The sequence below is a fragment of the Streptomyces sp. NPDC001902 genome (assembly GCF_042891295.1).
Lineage (GTDB): Bacteria > Actinomycetota > Actinomycetes > Streptomycetales > Streptomycetaceae > Actinacidiphila.
Window position 1 is genome coordinate 128743 of sequence record NZ_JBIATA010000014.1, and the last position, 22093, is coordinate 150835.

At 73.6% G+C, this 22093-nt stretch carries 21 protein-coding genes; 13 read left to right on the forward strand and 8 right to left on the reverse strand.

Annotation, left to right across the window (positions count from 1 at the left end; all coding sequences use genetic code 11):
* Positions 1-12 precede the first annotated feature (12 nt).
* The 4 genes from ACFYYN_RS23210 to ACFYYN_RS23225 all read left to right on the forward strand — a co-directional run bounded on the left by ACFYYN_RS23210 (position 13) and on the right by ACFYYN_RS23225 (position 3427).
* Entirely contained in the window at positions 13-564 is a 552-nt protein-coding gene (locus ACFYYN_RS23210) for a MarR family winged helix-turn-helix transcriptional regulator (protein ID WP_500323400.1), read from the forward strand.
* Positions 565-700: 136 nt separating this feature from the next.
* The gene (locus tag ACFYYN_RS23215) at positions 701-1483 is read left to right on the forward strand and encodes a GNAT family N-acetyltransferase (protein WP_500323158.1); all 783 of its coding nucleotides are present in this window, start codon (positions 701-703) and stop codon (positions 1481-1483) included.
* Between the two features lies 1 nt (position 1484).
* On the forward strand, positions 1485-2402 hold the full coding sequence (locus ACFYYN_RS23220; RefSeq protein ID WP_500547356.1) for a lysophospholipid acyltransferase family protein: 918 nt from the start codon (positions 1485-1487) through the stop codon (positions 2400-2402).
* 155 nt (positions 2403-2557) lie between these two features.
* Positions 2558-3427, forward strand: coding sequence for a S1 family peptidase (locus ACFYYN_RS23225; protein ID WP_500323155.1), 870 nt, complete (start codon positions 2558-2560; stop codon positions 3425-3427).
* A gap of 7 nt (positions 3428-3434) precedes the next feature.
* Here ACFYYN_RS23225 and ACFYYN_RS23230 read toward each other — a convergent pair whose 3' ends face one another.
* Positions 3435-5258: an AMP-dependent synthetase/ligase gene (locus ACFYYN_RS23230; RefSeq protein WP_500547357.1), complete on the reverse strand. Its 1824-nt coding sequence runs from the start codon at positions 5256-5258 to the stop codon at positions 3435-3437.
* Positions 5259-5405: 147 nt separating this feature from the next.
* On the opposite strand from ACFYYN_RS23230, the gene ACFYYN_RS23235 reads away from it, so the two are divergent.
* The 4 genes from ACFYYN_RS23235 to ACFYYN_RS23250 all read left to right on the forward strand — a co-directional run bounded on the left by ACFYYN_RS23235 (position 5406) and on the right by ACFYYN_RS23250 (position 10312).
* The gene (locus ACFYYN_RS23235; RefSeq protein WP_499515380.1) at positions 5406-5648 is read left to right on the forward strand and encodes a hypothetical protein; all 243 of its coding nucleotides are present in this window, start codon (positions 5406-5408) and stop codon (positions 5646-5648) included.
* A gap of 163 nt (positions 5649-5811) precedes the next feature.
* Complete coding sequence (locus tag ACFYYN_RS23240; protein ID WP_500323153.1) at positions 5812-7287, forward strand: SDR family NAD(P)-dependent oxidoreductase; 1476 nt, start codon at positions 5812-5814, stop codon at positions 7285-7287.
* A gap of 92 nt (positions 7288-7379) precedes the next feature.
* Positions 7380-9722 (forward strand): FHA domain-containing protein, encoded by a 2343-nt coding sequence (locus tag ACFYYN_RS23245; protein ID WP_500323151.1) that lies wholly within the window; start codon positions 7380-7382, stop codon positions 9720-9722.
* Between the two features lie 5 nt (positions 9723-9727).
* A complete protein-coding gene (locus ACFYYN_RS23250; protein WP_500547358.1) occupies positions 9728-10312 on the forward strand; it encodes a hypothetical protein in 585 nt (194 codons plus the stop codon).
* A 921-nt stretch (positions 10313-11233) separates the two neighbouring features.
* Here ACFYYN_RS23250 and ACFYYN_RS23255 read toward each other — a convergent pair.
* Positions 11234-12532 (reverse strand): streptophobe family protein, encoded by a 1299-nt coding sequence (locus ACFYYN_RS23255; RefSeq protein WP_500547359.1) that lies wholly within the window; start codon positions 12530-12532, stop codon positions 11234-11236.
* A gap of 88 nt (positions 12533-12620) precedes the next feature.
* Between ACFYYN_RS23255 and ACFYYN_RS23260 the strand changes: the two genes are divergently transcribed.
* Complete coding sequence (locus tag ACFYYN_RS23260) at positions 12621-13484, forward strand: DUF6777 domain-containing protein (protein WP_500547360.1); 864 nt, start codon at positions 12621-12623, stop codon at positions 13482-13484.
* A gap of 148 nt (positions 13485-13632) precedes the next feature.
* On the opposite strand, the gene ACFYYN_RS23265 is transcribed toward ACFYYN_RS23260, so the two are convergent.
* Together ACFYYN_RS23265 and ACFYYN_RS23270 are read right to left on the reverse strand one after the other, a co-directional pair.
* A complete protein-coding gene (locus ACFYYN_RS23265; protein ID WP_499515374.1) occupies positions 13633-14088 on the reverse strand; it encodes a Crp/Fnr family transcriptional regulator in 456 nt (151 codons plus the stop codon).
* A 48-nt stretch (positions 14089-14136) separates the two neighbouring features.
* Positions 14137-15426 (reverse strand): alpha/beta family hydrolase, encoded by a 1290-nt coding sequence (locus tag ACFYYN_RS23270; RefSeq protein ID WP_500547361.1) that lies wholly within the window; start codon positions 15424-15426, stop codon positions 14137-14139.
* Positions 15427-15513: 87 nt separating this feature from the next.
* Here ACFYYN_RS23270 and ACFYYN_RS23275 point away from each other — a divergent pair, with 87 nt between their 5' ends.
* Complete coding sequence (locus ACFYYN_RS23275) at positions 15514-16251, forward strand: DUF72 domain-containing protein (RefSeq protein WP_500323144.1); 738 nt, start codon at positions 15514-15516, stop codon at positions 16249-16251.
* Positions 16248-16532 carry an acylphosphatase gene (locus tag ACFYYN_RS23280; RefSeq protein ID WP_500547362.1) on the forward strand — a complete coding sequence of 95 codons (285 nt, stop codon included), beginning with the start codon at positions 16248-16250 and terminating at the stop codon, positions 16530-16532. The genes ACFYYN_RS23275 and ACFYYN_RS23280 overlap by 4 nt, the downstream gene beginning before the upstream one ends.
* Before the next feature lie 42 nt (positions 16533-16574).
* Here the strand turns inward: ACFYYN_RS23280 and ACFYYN_RS23285 are convergent, their stop codons facing one another.
* The 4 genes from ACFYYN_RS23285 to polX form a co-directional block, all read right to left on the reverse strand.
* Positions 16575-18008: a lipase maturation factor family protein gene (locus ACFYYN_RS23285; protein ID WP_500547363.1), complete on the reverse strand. Its 1434-nt coding sequence runs from the start codon at positions 18006-18008 to the stop codon at positions 16575-16577.
* 30 nt (positions 18009-18038) lie between these two features.
* Entirely contained in the window at positions 18039-18821 is a 783-nt protein-coding gene (locus tag ACFYYN_RS23290) for a VOC family protein (protein WP_499515369.1), read from the reverse strand.
* 129 nt (positions 18822-18950) lie between these two features.
* Positions 18951-19340 (reverse strand): hypothetical protein, encoded by a 390-nt coding sequence (locus tag ACFYYN_RS23295; protein WP_500547364.1) that lies wholly within the window; start codon positions 19338-19340, stop codon positions 18951-18953.
* 61 nt (positions 19341-19401) lie between these two features.
* A complete protein-coding gene (polX, locus tag ACFYYN_RS23300; protein WP_500547365.1) occupies positions 19402-21135 on the reverse strand; it encodes a DNA polymerase/3'-5' exonuclease PolX in 1734 nt (577 codons plus the stop codon).
* A gap of 129 nt (positions 21136-21264) precedes the next feature.
* Here polX and ACFYYN_RS23305 point away from each other — a divergent pair, with 129 nt between their 5' ends.
* Both ACFYYN_RS23305 and ACFYYN_RS23310 read left to right on the forward strand, forming a co-directional pair.
* Entirely contained in the window at positions 21265-21480 is a 216-nt protein-coding gene (locus ACFYYN_RS23305; protein ID WP_500323137.1) for a dodecin, read from the forward strand.
* A 78-nt stretch (positions 21481-21558) separates the two neighbouring features.
* A complete protein-coding gene (locus tag ACFYYN_RS23310; RefSeq protein WP_500547366.1) occupies positions 21559-22008 on the forward strand; it encodes a VOC family protein in 450 nt (149 codons plus the stop codon).
* The last annotated feature ends 85 nt before the right edge of the window (positions 22009-22093 follow it).

Below are 22093 nucleotides of genomic sequence, written 5' to 3' on the forward strand. Positions count from 1 at the left end.
ACGCGTACGATCATGCGCACGCCGCCGGAGCCGCCGGCGTACGGAGGAAGGACAACCCGCGTGGAGGACGCCGTCGCGACGGTGCTGCGCCAGTGGCAGGACGTCTACCCGGACCTGGACTTCGGGCCGGTCGCCGTGATCGGCAGGCTGAACCGCTGCGCCGCACTGCTGCAGCAGGTCACCGAGACGCCCCTGGGTCGCGAAGGCCTCACCCGCCCCGAGTACGACATCCTCATCGCCTTGCGCCGCGTCGGCGGCGAGCTGACGCCGGGCCGGCTGGCCCGGGAGACCTTCGCCTCGGGCGCCGCGGTCACCAAGCGGATCAAGCTGCTGGAGGAGCGCGCCCTGGTCGCCCGCCGCCCGGACAGCCGCGACCGCCGGGTCTCCCACCTGCGGCTGACCGAGGAGGGCCGCACGCTCGTCGACCGCGTCCTGCCCGAGCAGCTCGCCTACGAGACGGGGCTGCTGTCCGGGCTCCCGGAGGGCCGCCGCGAGGAGCTGGCGGGCATCCTCGGTGAGCTCCTGCTGCTGCTCGAAGGCCGCTTGGGAGCGCTTTCCGGGTGAAGCGGGCGGCCCGCGGACCCACGGCACCGGCACTTCAGCGAGCGCACATCTGCGCGCTCCGTCAAGGACACGCCAAGGCAAGGCCGCGACGGGACAGATAAGGGTGTCCCCGTCCCCCTGACCAGGGAATCGCGCCATGACCGCTTCGTACGAACTCGCTCCCGTCGTCGACACCCCGACCGACCGCCCCCGCTATTCGGTGAGCCTCGCCCAGGACGAGGCGGAGGTGCGGGCCGCACAGCGTCTGCGGCACCAGGTGTTCGCCGGGGAGATGGGGGCCGTGCTGGACACGCCCGAGCCGGGCCTGGACGTCGACGCCCTCGACGCCTTCTGCGACCACCTGCTGGTGAAGGACGACCGCACCGGCGAGGTCGTCGGCACCTACCGGCTGCTCACCCCCGCCAACGCCCGACGCGCGGGCCGCACCTACTCCGAGTCCGAGTTCGACCTGACCCGGCTCGCGCCGATCCAGCACGACATGGTCGAGGTGGGCCGCTCGTGCGTGCACGCCGACCACCGTGACGGGGCCGTCGTCGCGCTGATGTGGGGCGGCATCACCCGCTACATGGCGACCACCGGCCACAACTGGGTCGCCGGCTGCTGCTCGGTGCCGCTCACCGACGGCGGTGCGCTGGCCGCGGGCGTGTGGGACCGGGTCTCCGCCAAGAACATGGCCCCCGAGGAGTACCTGGTCTCCCCGCGCCGCCCCTGGGACCCGGCGGGCATCGTCCGCCCGGCCCGTACCACGCTGCCCGCGCTGCTCCGCGGCTACCTGCGGCTGGGCGCCTGGGTGTGCGGCGAGCCCGCCTACGACCCGGACTTCGGCGTCGCCGACCTGTTCATCCTGCTCTCGCTGGAGCGCACCGACGAGCGCTACCTGCGCCACTTCGGCGCCATCGGCTCGCTCGGATCGGTCTGAGATGGCCGCGGCGTGGTGGTCGCCGGTCGCCCCCTGCACCCCGCAGGCGTGCGTGACCGGTGACGGTCAGGTGGTGGGCCGGGTCCGGCGGCTGCTGCGGTACGCCGCCGCGCTGGTGGTGCTGCTCACCGGCGTCGTGCTCTCGGTGCCGGTCGGCGCGCTGTGCGGCCCGGTGGGACGCGAGCGGCTGATCCGGCGCTGGACCCGCTCGGTGGCGGCGGCCTTCGGCGTCCGGGTGCGGCTGCCCGAGCCGGCGCCGCGGGAGCCGGGCCGCGGCCTGCTGGTGGTCTCCAACCACGTGTCGTGGCTGGACATCCTGCTGATCGCCGCGGTCTTCCCGGGCCGCAACGTCGCCAAGCGGGAGATCCGCGACTGGCCGGTGATCGGGCGGCTGTGCGTGCGCGGCCGCACGATCTTCATCGACCGGGAACGGATCCGCGCGCTGCCGGACACGGTGGCCGAGGTCGCGGCGGCGCTGCGCTCGGGCGCGACGGTGGTGGCCTTCCCGGAGGGCAGCACCTGGTGCGGCCGTGAGGAAGGCCGGTACCGCCGGGCGCTGTTCCAGGCCGCGCTGGACGCCGGCGCCGACGTGCAGCCGCTGCTCATCCGCTACCGGCACGCCGACGGGAGGCCCAGCACCGAGGCGGCGTTCCTCGGCGAGGACACCCTGATGGACTCGGTGCGCCGGGTGGTGGCGGCCCGCGGACTCACCGCGGAGGTGGCGGCGTTCCCCCGCATCGCGGCGGTCTCGCTCCCGGACCGGCGTGCGCTCGCGGCCGCCGCCCGCCACGCCTCGGTCGCCCCCGCGCCGAGCGCGGCCGTACCGGTCCAGGCGGGTCCCCGCGAGCGCGGGACGGACGTCCGGATCGGGTCGCCCGCCCGCCGGCCGGGCGACCGGGTCGTGGGGCTTCCCGGCTGACGTCCCGTCACCGGACCGCGCCCGCCGGCAGCCGCCCACGGCGCGCCGCCGGGCACGGTCCGGCCGCATGGGGCCCTCTTGTGACCACCCTCTCGAGTTCACAACAATGTCCATGCCAAAACCGAAAGAACTTCGGTCTCGAGAGGACCCCCCACATGAAACGACCTCTCAGAGGAGTCTTCGCGGCTGCCCTTGCGGCCCTCGCCGCGGTCGCGTCCCTCGGGCTGTCCGCAGCCCCCGCCTCGGCGGCCGGCCGGCACGCCGCGGCCGCACCGGACGCCAGGGCCGCCGTCACCGTCGACTTCGCCGGGACGGTGTCGCTCAGCAACTGCTCCGGGTCGCTCATCCGCTTCCCGGGCTCCGCTTCCACCGACCCCGCCCTGGTGCTCTCCAACGGGCACTGCCTGACCAGCGGTTTCCTCGACGCCGGCGAGGTGCTGGTCAACCAGACGTCGACACGCACCTTCGGCCTGCTCAACTCCTCCGGCCGCTCGGTCGCCACGCTGCGCGCCACCAAGCTGGCGTACGCGACCATGACCGACACCGACATCTCGGTGTACCAGCTGAACCGCACCTACGCGCAGATCCAGTCCTCCTACGGGATCTCCGCGCTGGAGGTCTCCGGTACGCACCCGGTGCAGGGCACGGCCATCAAGGTCGTCTCCGGCTACTGGAAGACCATCTACAGCTGCAGCATCGACGGCTTCGTCCACCTCCTCAAGGAGGGCGACTGGACCTGGAAGGACTCGGTCCGCTACACCTCCTCGTGCAACACCATCGGCGGCACCTCGGGGTCGCCCGTCATCGACACCACGACCGGCAAGGTCGTCGCCATCAACAACACGGGGAACGAGGACGGCGGTCGCTGCACCCTCAACAACCCCTGCGAGGTGGCCGAGAACGGCACCGTCACCGTCCGCCAGGGCATCAACTACGCCGAGCAGACCTACGGGATCGGCACGTGCGTGACCACGGGCAACCGGTTCGACCTGACCCTGCCGGGATGCCTGCTCCCCAAGCCGTGACCGCGGTTCAGCGCCGGTACATCGCGTCGATCTCGGCGGCGTAGGCCTCCTCGACCGCCCGGCGCCTGAGCTTGCGGGAGGGGGTGACCAGCCCCCGCTCCTCGGTGAACGAGGCGGCCAGCACGCGGAACGAACGGATCGACTCCGCCTTCGACACCCGCGTGTTGGCCGCCGACACCGCCCGCCGCACCTCGGTCTCCAGCTCCGGGTCGCGAACCAGCTCCTGCAACCCGGCCTCGGCCTTGCCGCGCAGCCTCAGCCACTGGGTCGTCGCCTCGGTGTCCAGGGTCACCAGGGCCGTCACGTAGGGCCGGTCGTTGCCGATGACCAGGCAGTGCTCGACCAGCGGATGCTCGCGGACGCGTTCCTCCAGGACGGCAGGGGAGAGGTTCTTGCCGCTGGTGGTGACGATGATCTCCTTCTTGCGGCCGGTGATCGTCAGGTAGCCGTGCTCGTCGAGGAAGCCGATGTCGCCGGTGTGCAGCCAGCCGTCGCGCAGGGCCTGCGCCGTGGCCCCGGGGTCGCCGAGGTACCCGGAGAAGACGGCCGGGCCGCGCAGCAGGATCTCGCCCTCGTCCGAGATCCGCACGTCCGTGCCGGGCACGGGGAGGCCGACCGTGCCGTAGCGCACCCGGCCGGGCGGGTTGGCGGTGGCGGCCGAGGTGGACTCGGTGAGCCCGTAGCCCTCGTACACCGTGACCCCCGCGCCCTCCAGGAATAGCCCGAGCCGCCGCCCCATGGTGGAGCCGCCGCTCACCGCGTTGCGGACCCGGCCGCCCAGCGCCTCGCGGACCTTGGCGTACACCATCCGGTCGTAGACGCGGTGCAGCACGCGCAGCGCCGCGCTCGGTCCCGGGCCGGTGCCCAGCGCACGGCGCTCGCGGGCCTCGGCGAAGCGCACGGCCACGTCGACGGCCTTGTCGAACACACCCAGGTGGCCGGCCTCCTCCGCCTTGTCGCGCGCGGCGTTGAAGACCTTCTCGAAGACGTACGGCACGGCGAGCACGAACGTCGGCCGGAACAGCGCCAGGTCCGGCAGGAGCTCGGCGGCCGTCATCTCCGGCTGGTGCCCCAGGCGCACCCTCGCCCGCACCGCCGCCACCTGGATCATGCGGCCGAAGACGTGGGCCAGCGGCAGGAAGAGCAGCACGGACGGCTGCGCGGAGGTGCCGCTGTCGAAGACCGGCCGCCAGCCGGCGATGAGGTTGTCGGTCTGGCACATGAAGTTGCCGTGGGTCAGGACGCAGCCCCGCGGGCGTCCGGTGGTGCCCGAGGTGTAGATCACGGTGGCGACGGCGTCGGGCGTGACGGCGAGCCGGTGCCGGTGGACCACGTCGTCGGAGATCCGCTCCCCGTCGGCCACCAGCTGCTTCACTGCCCCGGAGTCCAGCTGCCAGACGCGGGTCACGGCGGGCAGCCGGTCGATCACCGAGCCCAGCGTCATGGCGTGGTCCTCGTGCTCCAGGACGCAGCCGACGGCGCCGGTGTCGTGGAGGATCCAGCGCAGCTGCTCGGCGGAGGAGGTCGGGTAGACGGGCACCGGCTGCGCCCCGACGGTCCACAGCGCGAAGTCGAAGAGCGTCCACTCGTACCGGGTGCGCGACATGATCCCCACCCGGTCCCCGAACCGCACCCCGTGCGCGAGTAGCCCCTTGGCCAGGGCCGTCACCTCGTCGCGGAACTCGGCCGTGGTCACGTCCCGCCAGCGGCCGTCCTCCTTGCGGCCCAGCCGCACCTCGTCCGGGGCCTGCGCCGCGGTCTCGAACACCACGTCGGCCAGGCCGCCGGCGAGGGTGGCCGGGACCAGCGCGGGCAGACTGAATTCGCGCACGCGGGCACCTCGTGGGGGGGTTGGAGCGGGCGGAGAAGCGTAACGTAACGGATCTCTCACGCACTGTCGGCCCGCGGCCGGGTCGCTGTCCCGGTTCTTCACCAAACCTCCCCCGGCGAGAGATCATGGATGCAGGAGGTGACCTCCATGACCACCAGGATCCGACTCCACGGCGGCCCCGGGGACGGTCTCACCCTCGGCATCGCACTGGGAGCCGGGGGGCAGCCCCCCGATGGCATCCTGTACGACCCGCTGGCCATCAGCGTGCAGGACGCGGGGGCGCACCAGGCGTGGCCGGACAGCGCCGCGTACTACAAGCGCCTCGAGCACATGGCCGACGAGCCGTGGGACTACGCGTACGAGAGCGAGGCCACCGCCCCCCTGGAGTGACCCGCCGGCACACCGCGGACCGTCCCGGGGCCGCCCGGCGGCCGCCGGCTGCGGCCGCCGGGGACGCACGGGCGAAAGCCGCCGTTTTGGCCGGGCGCCCCGGCCTCCGTAGAGTTCCGCAGGACACCAGTGGGAACACACGATCCAGGGAACGACGGCGGGCATGACGGCGACCGAGAACGAGCAGAGCACGGCAACGGCCTGGGAGGGCGTCCCCGGCATCGACCCGGCGCGCCTGGAGCTGTGCCTCAGCGTGCTCAGGGAGCTCGACGAGCTGCCGATCGACCACCCCGACGCGGTCACCGTGCGCAAGGCCACGGCCGGCATCTACCGGATGGTGAAGCAGCGCCGCCGGCAGGACCGGCGGGCCGCCAAGACCGCCCACGACAAGATGGTCACCGAGTCCACCGCGACCGGCTCCGCCGAGCGGATCGACGACGAGACCCAGGGGCTGCTGCCCTCCTCGTCGACGACCGGTGCGATCGCGGGCATCCTGCGGCGGCCGCGCTCCTGCTACGTGTGCAAGGGGCGCTACGTCGAGGTCGACGCCTTCTACCACCAGCTGTGCCGGGAGTGCGCGGCCGCCAACCGTGCCCGGCGCGACGCGCGCACCGACCTGACCGGCCGCCGCGCGCTGCTCACCGGCGGCCGGGCCAAGATCGGCATGTACATCGCGCTGCGCCTGCTGCGCGACGGCGCCCACACCACCGTCACCACGCGCTTTCCCGCGGACGCCATCCGGCGCTTCAAGGCGATGCCGGACAGCGAGGAGTGGATCCACCGCCTCAAGATCGTGGGGATCGACCTCCGCGACCCGGCCCAGGTCGTCGCGCTCGCCGACTCGGTGGCCGCCGAGGGCCCCCTGGACATCCTGATCAACAACGCGGCGCAGACCGTGCGCCGCTCCCCCGCCGCCTACGCGGAACTGGTGGCCGCCGAGTCCGCCCCGCTCCCGGCCGGGGCACTGCCCGCCTCGGAGGTCTTCGGGGCCTTCGGCAGCGGTGCCCAGCCCGCGCTGCCCGCCCCCCGTGCGGAGCTGTCGGCCCGGGCCCAGGAGGTCACGGACCTGGCGCTGGTGAGCGGTTCGGCCTCGCTCGCCCGGATCGAGGCCGGCACGGCGATCGACGCCGGCGGCCTGGTCCCCGACCTCGACGCGGCGAACAGCTGGAGCCGGGCCGTGGGCGAGGTCGACCCGGTCGAGATGCTCGAAGTGCAGCTGTGCAACGAGACCGCGCCGTTCATCCTGGTCAGCAGGTTGCGCCCGGCGATGGCGGCCGCCGCCGCCCGCCGCAAGTACGTCGTGAACGTCTCCGCGATGGAGGGCAAGTTCACCCGCGGCTACAAGGGCGCGGGCCATCCGCACACCAACATGGCGAAGGCCGCGCTCAACATGCTGACCCGCACCAGCGCGCGGGAGATGCTGGAGACCGACGGCATCTTGATGACCAGCGTCGACACCGGCTGGATCACCGACGAGCGGCCCCACCCGGACAAGATGCGCCTCGCCGAAGAGGGATTCCACGCCCCGCTGGACCTCATCGACGGCGCGGCCCGGGTGTACGACCCGATCGTCCGCGGCGAGCAGGGCGAGGACCTGCACGGGGTGTTCCTCAAGGACTACGCGCCGACCGAGTGGTGAGGGCCCCGGCACCGTCCCTCAGGGCCATGTGACGGCCCGTTGCGGGACAGGTGGGACAGGCGGGGCGGCCGGTCCGCGGCTACGATCGAAGCGTGGCCGAGCGAGGTTTCGCGCCCACCGCGCCCAAGCTCGTGCTCGAGACCGACGGGGACACCCGGATCCTGGTCCCGGGTCGGGAGTATCACGTCGGTCGCGACCCCGACGGTGACGTCGTCCTCGACGACCCCCGGGTGTCGTGGCACCACGCGGTGATCCGGCCCGCGGGCGACAGCTGGATGCTGCACGACCTGGGCAGCACCAACGGCACCTTCGTCAACGGCCGGCAGGTCCGGCAGTGGGGCGTCGGCCCGGGCAGCGTCATCCGCTTCGGGCACGCCGAGCAGGGGCCGTGCGCCCGGCTGAGCAGCGCCGAGGCGCCCACCGGGGTCTACCGGGCGCCGCCGATGGCCTCCCCCGCGGCGACCGGCACCTTCCGCCGCCCGACGTCGGTGCGGTCGCTGCCCGACCGCACGATCCACATCGGGCGCGCCTCCGACAACGACCTGGTCGTCTCGGACCTGCTGGTCTCGCGGCACCACGCCGAACTGCGGTCGCTGCCGGACGGCGGCTACGAGATCGTCGACCTGCACAGCCACAACGGCACCTATCTGGACGGTCAGCGCGTCGAGCGGGCGGTCGTGCACCAGGGCGACATCATCGACGTCGGTCACGCGGTGTTCCGGCTGGTCGGCGACAAGCTGCAGCAGTTCACCGACACCGGCGAGGTCTCGCTCAACGTCCGCGACCTGTCGGTGCGGGTGGACGACGGCGGCAAGGTGCTGCTGGACGACATCAGCTTCCCCGTCGGCGAGAAGTGCCTGCTGGCGGTGGTCGGGCCGAGCGGCTCCGGCAAGTCGACGCTGCTGAACGCGCTGACCGGCCTGCGCCCCGCGAACCACGGCACGGTGCTCTACGACGGACGCGACCTGTACCGCGAGTACGCGGACCTGCGCCAGCGCATCGGCCTCGTCCCGCAGGACGACATCCTGCACCAGCAGCTCCCCGTCGGGCGCGCCCTGTCGTACGCCGCCGAACTCCGCTTCCCCGGCGACACCGCCAAGGAGGAGCGGCAGGCCCGGGTGGACGAGGTGATCGCCGAACTCGGCCTGGAGGCCCGGGTGAAGCAGCCGGTCCACACCCTCTCCGGCGGCCAGCGCAAGCGCGTGAGCGTCGCCCTGGAACTGCTGACCAAGCCCTCGCTGCTCTTCCTGGACGAACCGACCTCCGGCCTGGACCCGGGGATGGACCGTTCGGTGATGACGATGCTGCGCGAGCTCGCCGACGACGGCCGCACGGTCATCGTGGTGACGCACAGCGTGCTCAGCCTGGAGGTCTGCGACCGGTTGCTGGTGATGGCCCCCGGCGGGCGCATGGCCTACTACGGGCCGCCCAGCAAGACCCTCCCCTTCTTCGGCTTCCGGCAGTGGCCGGAAGCCTTCGAGGCCTTCGAGAACGAGGAGAACCGCGACTGGGCGGGCCAGTACGAGGCCTCCCCGCTCTACGACGAGTACGTCGCGGCGGCGCTGGAACCCGCAGGACCGCAGCCCCCGGCGGAGCTCGAACCCCTGGAGCCGCCCAAGCCGCAAGGCTGGGGCGGCCAGTTGTGGACGCTGGTGCGCCGCTACACGGCGTCGCTGGCCGCCGACCGCACCTTCCTGGCGATCATGGTGGCCCTGCCCTTCGTGATGGGCGGGATGGCGCGCGCCCTGGCCGGCGGTGCGCTGGGCCGGAACAACGCGCTCAACGTGCTGCTGATCCTGTGCGTCGGCTCGGTGCTCACCGGGGCCGCCAACGCGGTCCGCGAGCTCGTCAAGGAACGGGTCATCTACCAGCGGGAGCGGGCCGTGGGCCTGTCCCGCTCGGCCTACCTGGCGTCCAAGGTCGTGGTCCTCGGAGTGATCACCGTCGCGCAGGCGGTGGTCCTGACGATGGTCGCCCTCGTCGGCGTGCGTCTGAGACCCCAGGGCGGCAGCGGGGTCCTGTTGCCGCCGCTGCTGGAGATCACGCTGGCGGTGGCGCTGCTGGCGTTCACCTCGATGATGCTCGGGCTGCTGATCTCGGCCCTGGTGCGCAAGGAGGAGGTGACCATGCCGCTGCTGGTGCTGATCGCCATCGTGCAGGTCGTCTTCTGCGGCGCCCTGCTGCCCCTGCACGGGGTGCCGGGTCTGGAGCAGTTGTCCTGGCTGGTGCCCTCGCGCTGGGCGCTGGGGGCGATGGCCGCGACGCTGGACCTGCATGCCTTCACACCCAGCAACGTGACGTCGGACCCGCTCTTCCGGCCCGTGCCCTCGATGTGGCTGCTGGACATGGGCATGCTCGTGGTGCTGTCGGTGGCCTTCGGTCTCGTCGTGGTCAGGCTGCTGCGGCAGCACGAGCCGGCCGTCATGCGGAGGTAGGCCTGATGTACGAGCCGGAGTTCGTCCCCACCCATGTCGCCCCGGCGGGCGGACTGCCCACCTGGCGGGCGCCGGACGACTCCAGCCCCTCCGCGGGGCTGGACCCCCTGCTGCCGGTGCGGGTGACCGAGCACCGGGGCGACTGGGCGCGGATCGTGTGCTCCAACGGCTGGTCCGCGTGGGTGGACGGACGGCTGCTGATCACGGTGCCGCAGGGCCCTCCTGCGGCGGGCGGCTCCCCGGCGCGCACGGCGGACGCCCGTCCGCTGCTGGGCCGGCTGGTGGAGGCGCTCGGCTCGTACCGAACCCTGGTGCAGGACCTCGCGGCCGGGACGATCGACCTGGAGACCTTCGACCGGGGAACGAGCGGGATGCGGATCGGCGCCGTCGTGGACGGCGACGCCGTCTGGCTCTTCGACGCCGAGCACGACCGCTGGTGCTACTGCGACGGCGCCCGCATGGCGACCTACGCCGCCGCCGAACCGCCCGCGATGCGGCCCGGCGAACCCCCGCCCCCGGCGGAGCCGCCGCTGCGCGATGACGCGTCCCCGACCGAGACCCACCCGATCACCTGGACGAGCGAATCCTGAGGCGGATGCCAGGGCCGACGGCCGGTACTGCCCGGGCCACGCGCCGATGCCGATCGTCCGCCGCAGGCCCCAGGACACAGCCGTCGCCGCCGCGGCGACGGCCGGCTCGCCCGGGCCAGGATGGAGGCGGCCCGGCCGGCCGCGGCCCCCCACGCGACGGTGCCCGGATCGCCCCCCGCAGAGCCCGAACCGGCCCCGGCCCGGCAGACGTGCCGCCGGACGGCCTGCCGCATGGCGCGAACCCGTCGGATCACCCGGACGGGCAAACCTCCGCCTTGGACGGGCAGCCGTCAGCGGGACGGGCCGGTGCCAAGATGCGGGCGGCCATGCTGCCGAGCAGGTGTGCCGGCACGCCCGACAGCCCGGAATGCCAGCCGCGGCTCCGCACGCGACGGCGCCCGAACTGCCCGCAGGCCGGCCCCGGCCCGGCAGACGTGCCCCCGCGAGAACCCCGGCACGGAACCGTCGGATCACCCGGACGGGCAAACCTCCGCCTTGGACGGGGCAGCCGTCAGCGGGACGGGCCGGTGCCAAGATGCGGGCGGCCATGCTGCCGAGCAGGTGTGCCGGCACGCCCGACAGCCCGGAATGCCAGCCGCGGCTCCGCACGCGACGGCGCCCGAACTGCCCGCAGGCCGGCCCCGGCCCGGCAGACGTGCCCCCGCGAGAACCCCGGCACGGAACCGTCGGATCACCCGGACGGACTAACCCCGAGGGGCCGCCCGGCACGGCCTCAGGTCGCCCTGCGACCACGCGTTGACCGCGGCAACCGGTCGCAGCCCGCCGCGACGGCCCCAGCGGGCCGGAGCGCCCGGGCGGGCGGTGCGGCCGCGGGCCAGCAGGTGGACGGCCATGCTCCCGAGCAGGCCTGCCGCCGCACCCCACAGCGCGGCGATGCCGGCCGCGGACCCCACGCGACGCTCAGCGGGCCGCAGCGTCCCGACGGGCGGTGCGGCCGCGGGCCAGCAGGTGGACGGCCATGCTCCCGAGCAGGCCTGCCGCCGCACCCCACAGCGCGGCGATGCCGATCGCGGGGAGCAGGTTCGGGAGCAGCACGATGGAACCGCCGAGGCCGCCGGTGTCGGACGGGTCGCCGATGCCGAACAGCGACAGGCCGTAGTGCGCGTCGATCCGGGTGAGCACGCCGATCAGCAGCATGGCCGCCGCGGACGCCACCCCCAGGTGGACGGCGTTGCGCACGTGCCCCGTGCCGGGTCGCGCGCGCCAAGCGGTGGCCCAGCCCGCGCCCAGCATGGCGACGGCGGCGGCGACCACCAGCCACCAGGCCCTGCCGTCGTGCTCGGAGAGCGACGCGAGGTCGAGGGTGGCCTCCCCGTCCCCGCTGCGCAGCACGGCGGCCAGGGCCTCCGGCATCGGCACACCCAGCGCCCCCTGCACGCTGCCGTGCCATGAGGCGCCCATGCCGAGACCGAGGGCGAGCCATGCCACGTTCGGCAGGCCGAGGAAGACGACGGCGAAGCTGTCCGCGGGCTCCGCGCGCGTGGAGGCGGTGACCACCGCGACCACGGCGCCGCCGACCACGTAGGCGAGCAGGACGCCCACCATGGCGCGGGCGGCCGGCCGGACGACGGTGTGCACGGGCACCAGCCGGGAGGGCAAGGGCGCCCGCCGTGACACGGCGAAGGCCAGGAGGAGGACGACGGCCAGCCAGAGCAGCCCGGCGACGACCGTGACCGGGACGTCGGCGCGGAAACCGACGGTGGGGGTGATGCCCAACAGGTCGCCGAGGTCGTTGAGAAACTCCTCGCCCGTGGAGATGGTGAAGGTGTGGCGTGCGCCGAGGGCGATCAGCAGCGTGACGAGGGCCCACAGCACGCCCGTCCGGACGAAGAGCCACAGCAGCCGGTCCCCGGCCACCACCGCGTGCCGGCGCAGCGGCCGTACGACCACGTAGGCGGTGACGAGGGCTCCGGCCAGGGCGACGGACAGCGGGAAGACGGTCACCGCCGCGTCCGACCGGGCGATGGTGCCCGCGCCGCCCTCCAGGCCGACCCGGCCCCCGACGGCCATGACCACGGTGGCCGCGATGACGGGCAGGAAGGCGCCCTGCGGCAGCTCGGAGGCCCCCGCGAGCCACAGGCCCAGGGCCGCCACGACCACCATGACGGCGTACCCGGCCACGACCGCGGCGAGTGCGTGCAGCCAGCCGTGGGTGGGCCCCGGGGCCGGGTGCGGGGCGGAGGGCGGATGCCGGGTCACGGTGTCAGGCTAAGCAGCCCCGCGGCAGCCTGCCCGTCCGGAATGTCCCGGCTTGCGGCCCGGCCGGAGGGTGGACGGAGAATGCGGGGTGACCTCACCCCCGCCCCAGGAGCCACCCGGCCCCCCCAGCCCCGGCCACGACCCGCCCGCGCACGCACGCCGTCCGTGGTGGACGTCGAGCGCCGGGCTGTCGGCCCTGGCGGCGCTGGGGGCCGCGGCGCTCGTCCTGGCGGTCTTCCTGGTCACACGGGGCGGCGACGGAGGCACGGCGGCGCCCGGGCGCAGCCCGTCACCGACCCGGCCGCAGGTCGTGCTCCAGCCGGCGCGGGTGGCGGGCCTCGACTCCTTCACCGCGAGCACGGCCGAGGAGTCCCCGCCCCCGGACGCCCCGGCGCCCACCCTGACCCCGAAGCCCTCCGCCACGTACGGGGCGCCGAGCGTCTCCGGTGGTACGCGCGCCCTGTACGGCGGCACCAAGGGCGAGGCCGCCTGCGACGTCGCCGAGCAGACCGCATCCCTGACCGCGGACCCCGGCAAGGCGGCCGCCTTCGCCCGGGTGGCGGGCATCGACGCCGACGGGATCGGGCGGCACCTGAAGTCGCTCACCCCCGCGCTGCTGCGCGCCGACACCAGGGTCACCGACCACGGCTTCGCGGACGGCTCCGCGACCTCCTTCCCGGCGGTGCTGGAGGCGGGCACGGCGGTGCTCGTCGACGACCGCGGCGTGCCCCGGGTGCGCTGCGCGGGCGGCAATCCGCTGTCGGCGCCGAAAACGGTCGAGGGTGCCGGCCACTCCGGGCAAGCGTGGCCCGGCTTCCGGGAGTCGGAGGTGGTCGCGGTGCGCCCCGCCCCGCAGGCGCACCGGTCGTTCGTCCTGTACGACGCGGGGCGCGACGAGCTGTTCCGCCGCCCGGTGGGCACGAGGGGCGCCGACGACACCTGGGTGCGCTGACCCGGGCCACCGGGGCCCGTGGGCTACGCCACCGTGAACCTCGCCTTGAACGCCGCCGTGAACGGCGCTGACCCGTCGGGGACTTCGCGGACGGGGAGCGCTACCGGCAGGTGCCCCGCGTACCGTGCACGTGGCCGGTTTCCGTCGGTCAGGAGTGCTCCTGCAGGCGCGGGCCGTACATGTCGAGCATCCGGGCCCGGGCCGAACCCAGCCGCTGGGCGATGGTCTGCGCGGCGGCCAGCACGATGGCCTGGCCCAGCACCGGGTTGTCCCGGCACAGGTCGCGGATCTCGGCCGCCCCGAACTCGTACGCGCCCACCGAGCCCAGCGCGTGGGCGCCGACCTGCCAGCGGTAGGGAGGGAACAGCCAGGACCAGCCGACGAGTTCGCCGGGCCCCAGGGTCTCGACGGAGACGGCACCTCGGCCGGGCACGTCCATGTCGATGGAGACGGCACCCGACTCGACCACCCAGAACCGGTCGGCGAATCTGCCCTCGTCGCAGATGCGCCAGCTCTGCGGGAAGCTGACCTTCCTGGCGTGCTCCAGGAAGGCTCGGCGATGGGCCGGCGGGAGTGAGTCCAGCATGGTCACCGTGCTGCTCATCGGCGCATCCTCCTGCTCCCTTCCACACCCCCTGACCTCAGGGTACGGTCACTCACCTGCCGTCGCAGGGAGGTGACCGGCCAACCAGTCACGCGCCAGGTGAGCCACCTCGTCGAGCGCTCCCGGCTCCTCGAACAGGTGGGTCGCGCCGGGCACCACGTGGAGCAGACTGGGGCACTCGAGCGCCTCCTGTGCGCGCTGGTTCAGCTCCAGGACCATGGTGTCCCGGCCGCCGACGATGAGCAGGGTGGGCGCCCTGACCTCGCCGAGCCGGGGCATGGCCAGATCGGGACGGCCGCCCCGGGACACCACCGAGGAGACGTACGGGGCGGCCCGGGGGTCGGCCGCGGCCCACAGCGCGGCGGCCGCGCCGGTACTGGCCCCGAAGTAGGCGAGCGGCAGGTTCTCCCCGCGGGCCCACGCGGTGACCTCGACCAGACGGCCGGCGAGCAGTTCGACGTCGAAGACGTTGGCCCGGTCCGCCTCCTCTGCGGAGGTGAGGAGGTCGAACAGCAGGGTGCCGAGGCCGGCCTGGTTGAGGGCGGCGGCCACGGCCCGGTTGCGCGGGCTGTGCCGGCTGCTGCCGGTGCCGTGGGCGAAGACCACCAGGGCCCGTGCGTCGGCGGGCATGGTCAGCGTCCCGGCGAGCCGCACCCCGGCCTCGCCACCCACGGCCAGGTCCACCTCGGTGGTCCGCGGTCCCCGGGCGGCGGCCTGTTTGAGCAGCCCGGACACCTCGTGGTCGGCGGTCTGGGAGAAGTCGTGGTACCACTCCCCCACCGCGAAGAAGGCGCTCGGCGCCGACAGGCACACCACGTCGTCGGCGGCGTGCCGCAGGGCGGGCAGCGACTGGGGCGAGGCCACGGGCACGGCGAGGACGACCCGGGCGGCGCCCTGGGAGCGGGCCACCTCGCAGGCGGCGAGGGCGGTGGCGCCGGTGGCGACGCCGTCGTCGACAAGGAGCACCGTACGGCCGGCCAGTGGCGTGCGCGGGCGCCCCTCGCGGAAGCGGTGCGCCTGCCGGGCCAGCTCGGCCTCCTCGCGGTGCTCGACGGTGTCGATGTCGGCGCGGGAGACGTGGCTCATGCGGACGATGTCGTCGCTGAGCACCTTGGCGCCGCCCTCGCCGATGGCGCCGAAGCCCAGCTCCCGGTGGTACGGGACGCCGAGCTTGCGGACGACGATCACGTCCAGGGGTGCGTGCAGGGCGCGGGCCACCTCGTAGGCGACGACCACGCCGCCGCGGGGCAGCCCGAGCACGATGGGGTTGTCGAATTCCAGATGCCGCAGCCGCTCGGCGAGCTGCCGTCCGGCATCCGCGCGGTCTGTGAAGTGCATGGTTCCACCCCCGCGAGCGGGGAGATGCGGGACTTCTTACGACCTACCCTGAATGGGGAGCAGCAAGCAACCGGCAGGGACCGCGCGATGTCCGTGCTCGTGGGAACCTCGGGATGGCAGTACCGGGACTGGCGCGGCGTGCTCTACCCGCCCCAGGTGCCGCAGCGGCTGTGGCTGGAGGAGTACGCGCGCCGTTTCGGCACGGTCGAGAGCAACAACGCGTTCTACCGCCTGCCGTCCCGGGAGCTCTTCGCGAGCTGGCGCGAGCACACGCCCGAGGGCTTCGTGATGGCGGTCAAGGCCAGCCGCTACCTGACCCACATGAAGCGGCTGCGCGACCCGGAGGAGCCGGTGCGGCGGCTGCTGACGCACGCCGAGGGGCTCGGCGACCGGCTGGGGCCGGTGCTGCTGCAGCTGCCGCCGAACCTGAGGGCCGACGCCCGGGTCCTGGAGGCGTGCCTGCACTGCTTCCCCGAGGGCGTACGGGTGGCCGTCGAGCCGCGGCACGCCTCCTGGTGGACCCCCGAGATCCGGGCCCTGCTGAAGCGCCGCGGCGCCGCGCTGTGCTGGGCCGACCGGCGGGCACGCCCTGCGACGCCGTTGTGGCGCACCGCGGACTGGGGGTACGTGCGCTTCCATGAGGGCATCGCCCGGCCGTGGCCCCGCTACGGCTCCCGGGCGCTGACCACCTGGGCACACCGCATCGCGGACACCTGGCCGGAGGGCTCCGACGTGTTTGTGTACTTCAACAACGACCCCGGCGGGGCGGCCGTCCTGGACGCCGACGCCTTCCGTGAGGCGGTCCGCCAGGTGCGGCCGTCGTGATCCGGCGGCGGGTCGTCGTGACGGGCGACGTCCAGGGGGTGTACTTCCGGGACACCTGCCGAATGACGGCGGACGAGAGCGGGGTCGCCGGCTGGGTCCGCAACCGGCCGGACGGCACGGTCGAGGCGGTCTTCGAGGGTCCGCCGGAGGCGGTGGAACGGATGGTGGCCTGGTCGCACGAGGGCTCACCGCTGTCCATCGTGGACCGTGTGGAGGTCGTCAAGGAGGAGCCGGAGGAGCTCACCGGCTTCGAGATCCGTCCCACCCCCTGGCGCGGCTGAGGGCCCGCGCGAGGGCGGCGCGGCCGATGTGCGGCGCGGCCGTCACCGGCCCTCGCGTCGCAGGCCTTCGCGGTCGACCGGCGGCAGGTACTCGCGCACCAGGCTCCGCTCCCACCAGGCCCCGGTGGCCCGCAGGGTGCCCCGGTCGGTGAAGCGGTAGTGGTACAGGCGGGCCCGGACGTACGTGGGCGGGGCGTGCGGGAAGGGGTTGCTGCGCAGCAGGCGCAGCGTGCGGGGGTCGTTCTCCAGGAGCTTGCCGACGAACGGGATGAACCAGCTCCAGGCGTAGGCCGGGGAGATCCCGGCGAACCACATCAGCCAGTCCAGCCGCAGGTGGTACGGGGCGAACTGGCGGGGCAGCCGGTGCCGGTCGGTGGGCTTGCCCTTGAAGCCGTACTCCTTCCACACCGTGCCGGGACCGGGTTCGGCGGCGTCGGTGCCCTCGACGACGACCTCCAGGCGCATCCGGTTGATGCTGCCGAAGGCGCCGTAGGAGTTGACCAGGTGCAGCCGGTTGAAGGAGACGTTCATCATCTGGCCGCGGGAGAGCAGGTTGCGGGCGGGCCAGTAGCTGAGGACGGCGACGAGGACGGTGGCGGCGATCACCAGGGCCGCATACCAGGCGGGCGGGGGGACGGACGCCGCGGGCGGCGGCGCGGCCACGTACGAGCCGTCGAGCGCGGCGACGGCGAGGACGATGGTCAGCCAGTTCAGCCACGCGAAGTTGCCCGAGAGCACGAGCCACAGCTGGGTGGCGATGACGACGCAGGCGGCGATGCCCGCCACCGGTTGCGGGGTGAACAGGGCGACGGGCACGACCAGCTGGGCGAAGTGGTTGGCGGCGGTCTCGGCCCGGTGCACCCCGCGCGGCAGGTGGTGGAAGAACCAGCTGAGCGGGCCGGGCATGGGCTGCGTCTCGTGGTGGTAGTACAGGCAGGTCAGGTCGCGCCAGCAGGCGTCGCCCCGCATCTTGATCAGTCCGGCGCCGAACTCGACGCGGAAGAGCAGCCAGCGCATCAGCCACAGGATCAGCACGGGCGGCCCGGTCTCGTCGTTGCCGAGGAACACCGCCAGGAAGCCGGCCTCCAGCAGCAGGGACTCCCAGCCGAACGCGTACCACGTCTGGCCGACGTTGACGATCGACAGGTAGAGCAGCCACAGCGCCGCCCAGACCAGCAGGGCGGCCCACAGCGGCACGAGGTCCGTCACGCCCGCGACGACGGCCGCGGACAGCGCGACGCCGCCCCACGCGACGGCGGCGAAGAGGCGGTCGGAGTAGCGCAGGTGGAACAGGCTCGGCGCGTGGCGGAACGGCACGCGCCGCAGGAAGTCCGGGACGGGCAGCAGACCGTGCTCGCCGATGAGGGCGCGGAACTGGTTCGCGGCGGTGAGGAAGGCGACCAGGTAGAGCACGCCGAGGCCGCGCTGGACGACGACGCGGCTCAGCCAGTAGTCGGGTGCCGTGAACCACTCCATGGCCGCTTCTCCCGGCGGGCGGGCGGCGTGCTATTCGTGGTCGGCGACGAGGGAGAGCAGTCCGCCCTCCGGGTCGCGGATGCCCGCGACCCTGCCGTAGGCGCTGTCGAGGGGTTCGCCGGTCACCTCGCCGCCGAGGTCCTTGGCGCGCCGGACGGCCTCGTCGACGTCGGCGACGGTGAAGAAGACGTGCCACCGTGGCCGGACCTTGGGGTCGGCCGCGGCCTCGACGCCGCCTCCGCGGATGCCCGCGACGCTGTGCCCGTCGACGTAGAGGACGACGCGGTCGTTCTCCCACTCCACGACGTAGCGCGGCCCGCGCCGGTCCCAGTGGAAGACCTCGCCGTAGAACAGGGCCGCGGCGAAGGCGTCGCGGGTGCGCAGCTCGATCCAGGAGGGGGCGCCGTGCATCCGCAGCTTGCGGGCGGGGCCGTGCTCGCCCTCCCAGATGCCGAAGGAGGCGCCCATGGAGTCGGCCACCAGGGCCAGCCGCCCGGCGTCGAAGTCGAGCGGGCCCACGGCCACCGTGCCGCCGCGGTCGCGGATGTCGGAGGCGGTGGCGTCGGCGCTCTCCACCCCGAAGTACGTGGTCCAGGACACCGAGGTCTCCCAGTCCCGGGCGATGGCCCCGATGCCGGCAACCTCCGTGCCGTTCACCAGTGCGCGTTCGTACGGGCCCCAGCGGGAGGGACCGGGTTCGAACTCCCAGCCGAGCAGTGGTCCGTAGAACGCCTTCGCCACGTCCAGGTCGCGTGCCATCAGGCTGACCCAGCACGGGGCGCCCGCCACACAGCAGATCTTCGCGGTGGACACGTACCGGCCTCCTTGTCCTGCCCCGTTCCCAGAATGGCGGCAGCGGGTCCGGGAGGCATCTTCGGCGGTCCGTCGTACGTACCGGTGGGCGGGCGCCACATGCGCCGGATGGTGCGCTCCTGCTCCGGCTCAGTGGCCGAACAGGTGCATGCCCCGGCGGCGGGCGGACGCCGTGGGGGTCTTCGTGGTCGTGTCCGTGTCGTCGGCGGTCCCGGTGGCGACGGTCGGGGCGGTGGCGTCGGGCGCCGTCTCGGCGGCGCGGGCCCGGCGGCGCAGCCGGCGCAGCTCCGCGCGGCGGCTGCGCTCGCGTCCGGCGCCGGCCAGGGCGATGACCGAGGCCAGGCAGAACACCAGGGCGAGCGCGAGACCGGCGAGGAACGCGCCGAGGGTGTTGACGGTGGCGATGTCCGAGCCGAACAACGTCACGGTGTAGTCGGGTCCTCCGCCGAGGTTCTCCGCGATCAGGAGTCCGGTGAAGGCGGCGGTGGCGCCCATGAGCACGAATCCCAGCAGCAGCATCGTGTCCTCCTCGAAGTCGGGCGTGGTAGGGGCCCTCGCGCTGCGCCTACCCCGGGTACGGTCACGGATGCGTACGGCCGCCCTTGCGCAGGAAGCGCCGCAGCCGGGTGAGCGGCCAGGCGTTGACGACGTCGTCCTCGGTGAGCCAGCCCCGCTGCGCCGTACCGACGCCGTAGCGCATGAAGTCCAGGTGGACGGTGGCGTGCGCGTCGCTGTCGACGGCGAACTTCACGCCGTGCCGGCGGGCCCGCAGGATCAGCTCGTCGCCGAGGTCGAGCCGGTCGGGCTGGGCGTTGACCTCCAGCGCCGTGCCGGTGCGGGCGCAGGCCGCGAAGACCTCGTCGAGGTCGGCGTCGACGCCCGGGCGCCTGCCCAGCAGCCGGGTGGTGGGGTGGCCGATGATGTTGACGTACGGGTTCTCCGCCGCGCGCACCAGGCGCCGGGTGAGGGTTTCGCGGTCCTGGTGGAAGTGGGAGTGGATCGACGCCACGCACAGGTCGAAGCCGGCCAGGAACTCCTCCGGCCAGTCCACGCCCCCGTCGGGGCCGATGTTGAGTTCGGTGCCGTGCAGGACCCGCATACCCTTGTGGGCGCGGTCCAGGCGGCGGGCCTCCTCGCGCTGGGCGAGGATCTTCTCGTCCGTCATGCGCTGCATGGACAGGTCGGGTGCGTGGTCGGTGACCGCGTAGTAGGCGTAGCCGCGCGCGGCCGCCGCTGCCACCATCTCCTCCAGGCCGGCGAGGCCGTCGGTGAGGTCGGTGTGGGTGTGCAGGTCACCGCGGACGGCGCGCAGCGCGAGCGGCTCGGGGAGCTCCCCGGCCAGCCCGGCCTGGATCTCGCCCCGGTCCTCGCGCAGGGTGGGCGGTATCCAGGGCAGCCCGAGCCGGGCGTAGACCTCCTCCTCGGTGCGGGAGACGACGCGCTCGCCGGTCGCGGTGTCGAAGAGCCCGTACTCGGAGAGCTTGAGGCCGTGGTGGACGGCCATCTCGCGGGTGCGGATGTTGTGGGCCTTGGAGCCGGTGAAGTACTGCAGCGCAGCGCCCCAGGAGTCGGGCGGCACGACCCGAAGGTCGACCTGGAGGCCCTTGGTGGTCCGGATCGAGGTCTTCTTCGCGCCCCGCACGATGACCTCGGCGGTGCCCGCCATCCGGGTGAACGCCTCCATGAAGGGCCCGGACCGCTCGGCGGCGACGAGCACGTCGACGTCGCCGACGGTTTCCCGCATGCGGCGCAGCGAGCCGGCGTACGTGCAGCGCTCGCAGCCGGGGAGCGCGGAGAGCTCGGCGACGACCTCCTCGGCGACCGCGGTGGCGACGTCCAGCGGGACCCGGCCGGCCGAGGACCGCATCAGGCCGATGCCGTGCAGGATGGCCTCCTCGGTGCGGGCGCCGAAGCCGGGCAGGTCGCGCAGGCGTTCGGCGTGGATGGCGTCGGCGAGTTCCTGCACCGAGGCGATGTGCAGCTCCTGGTAGAGCATCATGGCCCGCTTGGGGCCGAGCATCGGGATCGCGGTCATCTCCCGTACGCCGGCGGGGATGCGGGCGCGCAGCTCCTCGACGGCGGGGACGGTGCCGGTGCGCAGGTACGCGGTGACCTTCTCGGCCACGGACTTCCCCACGTCGGGTATCTTCCGCAGTCCCTTGTCGTCGAGCCGGGAGACGTCCTCGTGGTGGCCGCCGATGGCGCGGGCGGCCTTCTCGTAGGCGCGCGCCTTGTACGCGTCGCCGCCGGTGATCCGGATGAGGTCGGCGTACTCGCGGAGCAGGGCTTCGACCTCGGCGTTGGCCCTGGCCATGTGGAGCCCCTTCCCGTGGCACGCCGTCGGCTAACGCCCGGGACCGTCCTTCCCCTCGCGGCCCGCGGGGCGATGAGGCACCGTGGAGGGGCGGCGGAACCGCCCGTTCCCACTGATCAGGGAGGACCCATGACCGACCACACGTACCGGGTGACCGAGATCGTCGGCTCGTCCGGCGAGGGCCTGGACGCCGCCATCCGCAACGGGCTGAGCCGTGCCTCGGAGACCCTGCGCAACCTCGACTGGTTCGAGGTGACGCAGATCCGCGGTCATTTCGCGGACGGGCAGGTCGGGCACTTCCAGGTCGGGTTGAAGGTCGGCTTCAGGCTCGAGGGGAGCGACTGAGCGACTGTCGTACCCGTCGGGCAGCATGGGCCCCACCGGTGCAAAGCACCGGGCGGGCCCATTCGACGGAGGCACACCATGGTCGCGTTCCAGCTGACGATCGACTGCGCGGATCCCGGGGCGCAGGCGCGCTTCTGGGCGGACGCGCTGCGCTACCGGATGGAGGACGCCCCGGACGGCTTCCCCACCTGGCGGGAGTACTGGCTCTCCGTCGGCGTGCCGGAGGAGGAGCTCGGCGACGGGGAGTGCAGCGACTCCATCGTGGACCCGGAGGGTGACGGGCCCCGGATCTGGTTCCAGCAGGTGCCCGAGGGCAAGGTGGTCAAGAACCGGCTGCACCTCGACGTCAAGGTGGGCGGCCGGCGGGCCGAGGTGCCCCTGGAGACCCGCAGGGAGCGGGTCGAGGCCGAGGTCGGCCGGCTGGTGGCGGCGGGGGCCTCCCGGCTGCGCGTGCTCGCCCAACCGGGCGTGGACCACTACGGGGTGGTGATGCAGGACCCGGAGGGGAACGAGTTCTGCGTGGCGTAGCCGGTGCCCGGTCCGCCGGACCGCCTTGCCTGCCCCAAATGGCGCATTTAGGCTCGAATCGACGGGGTGCCACAGCGGTGTCGAC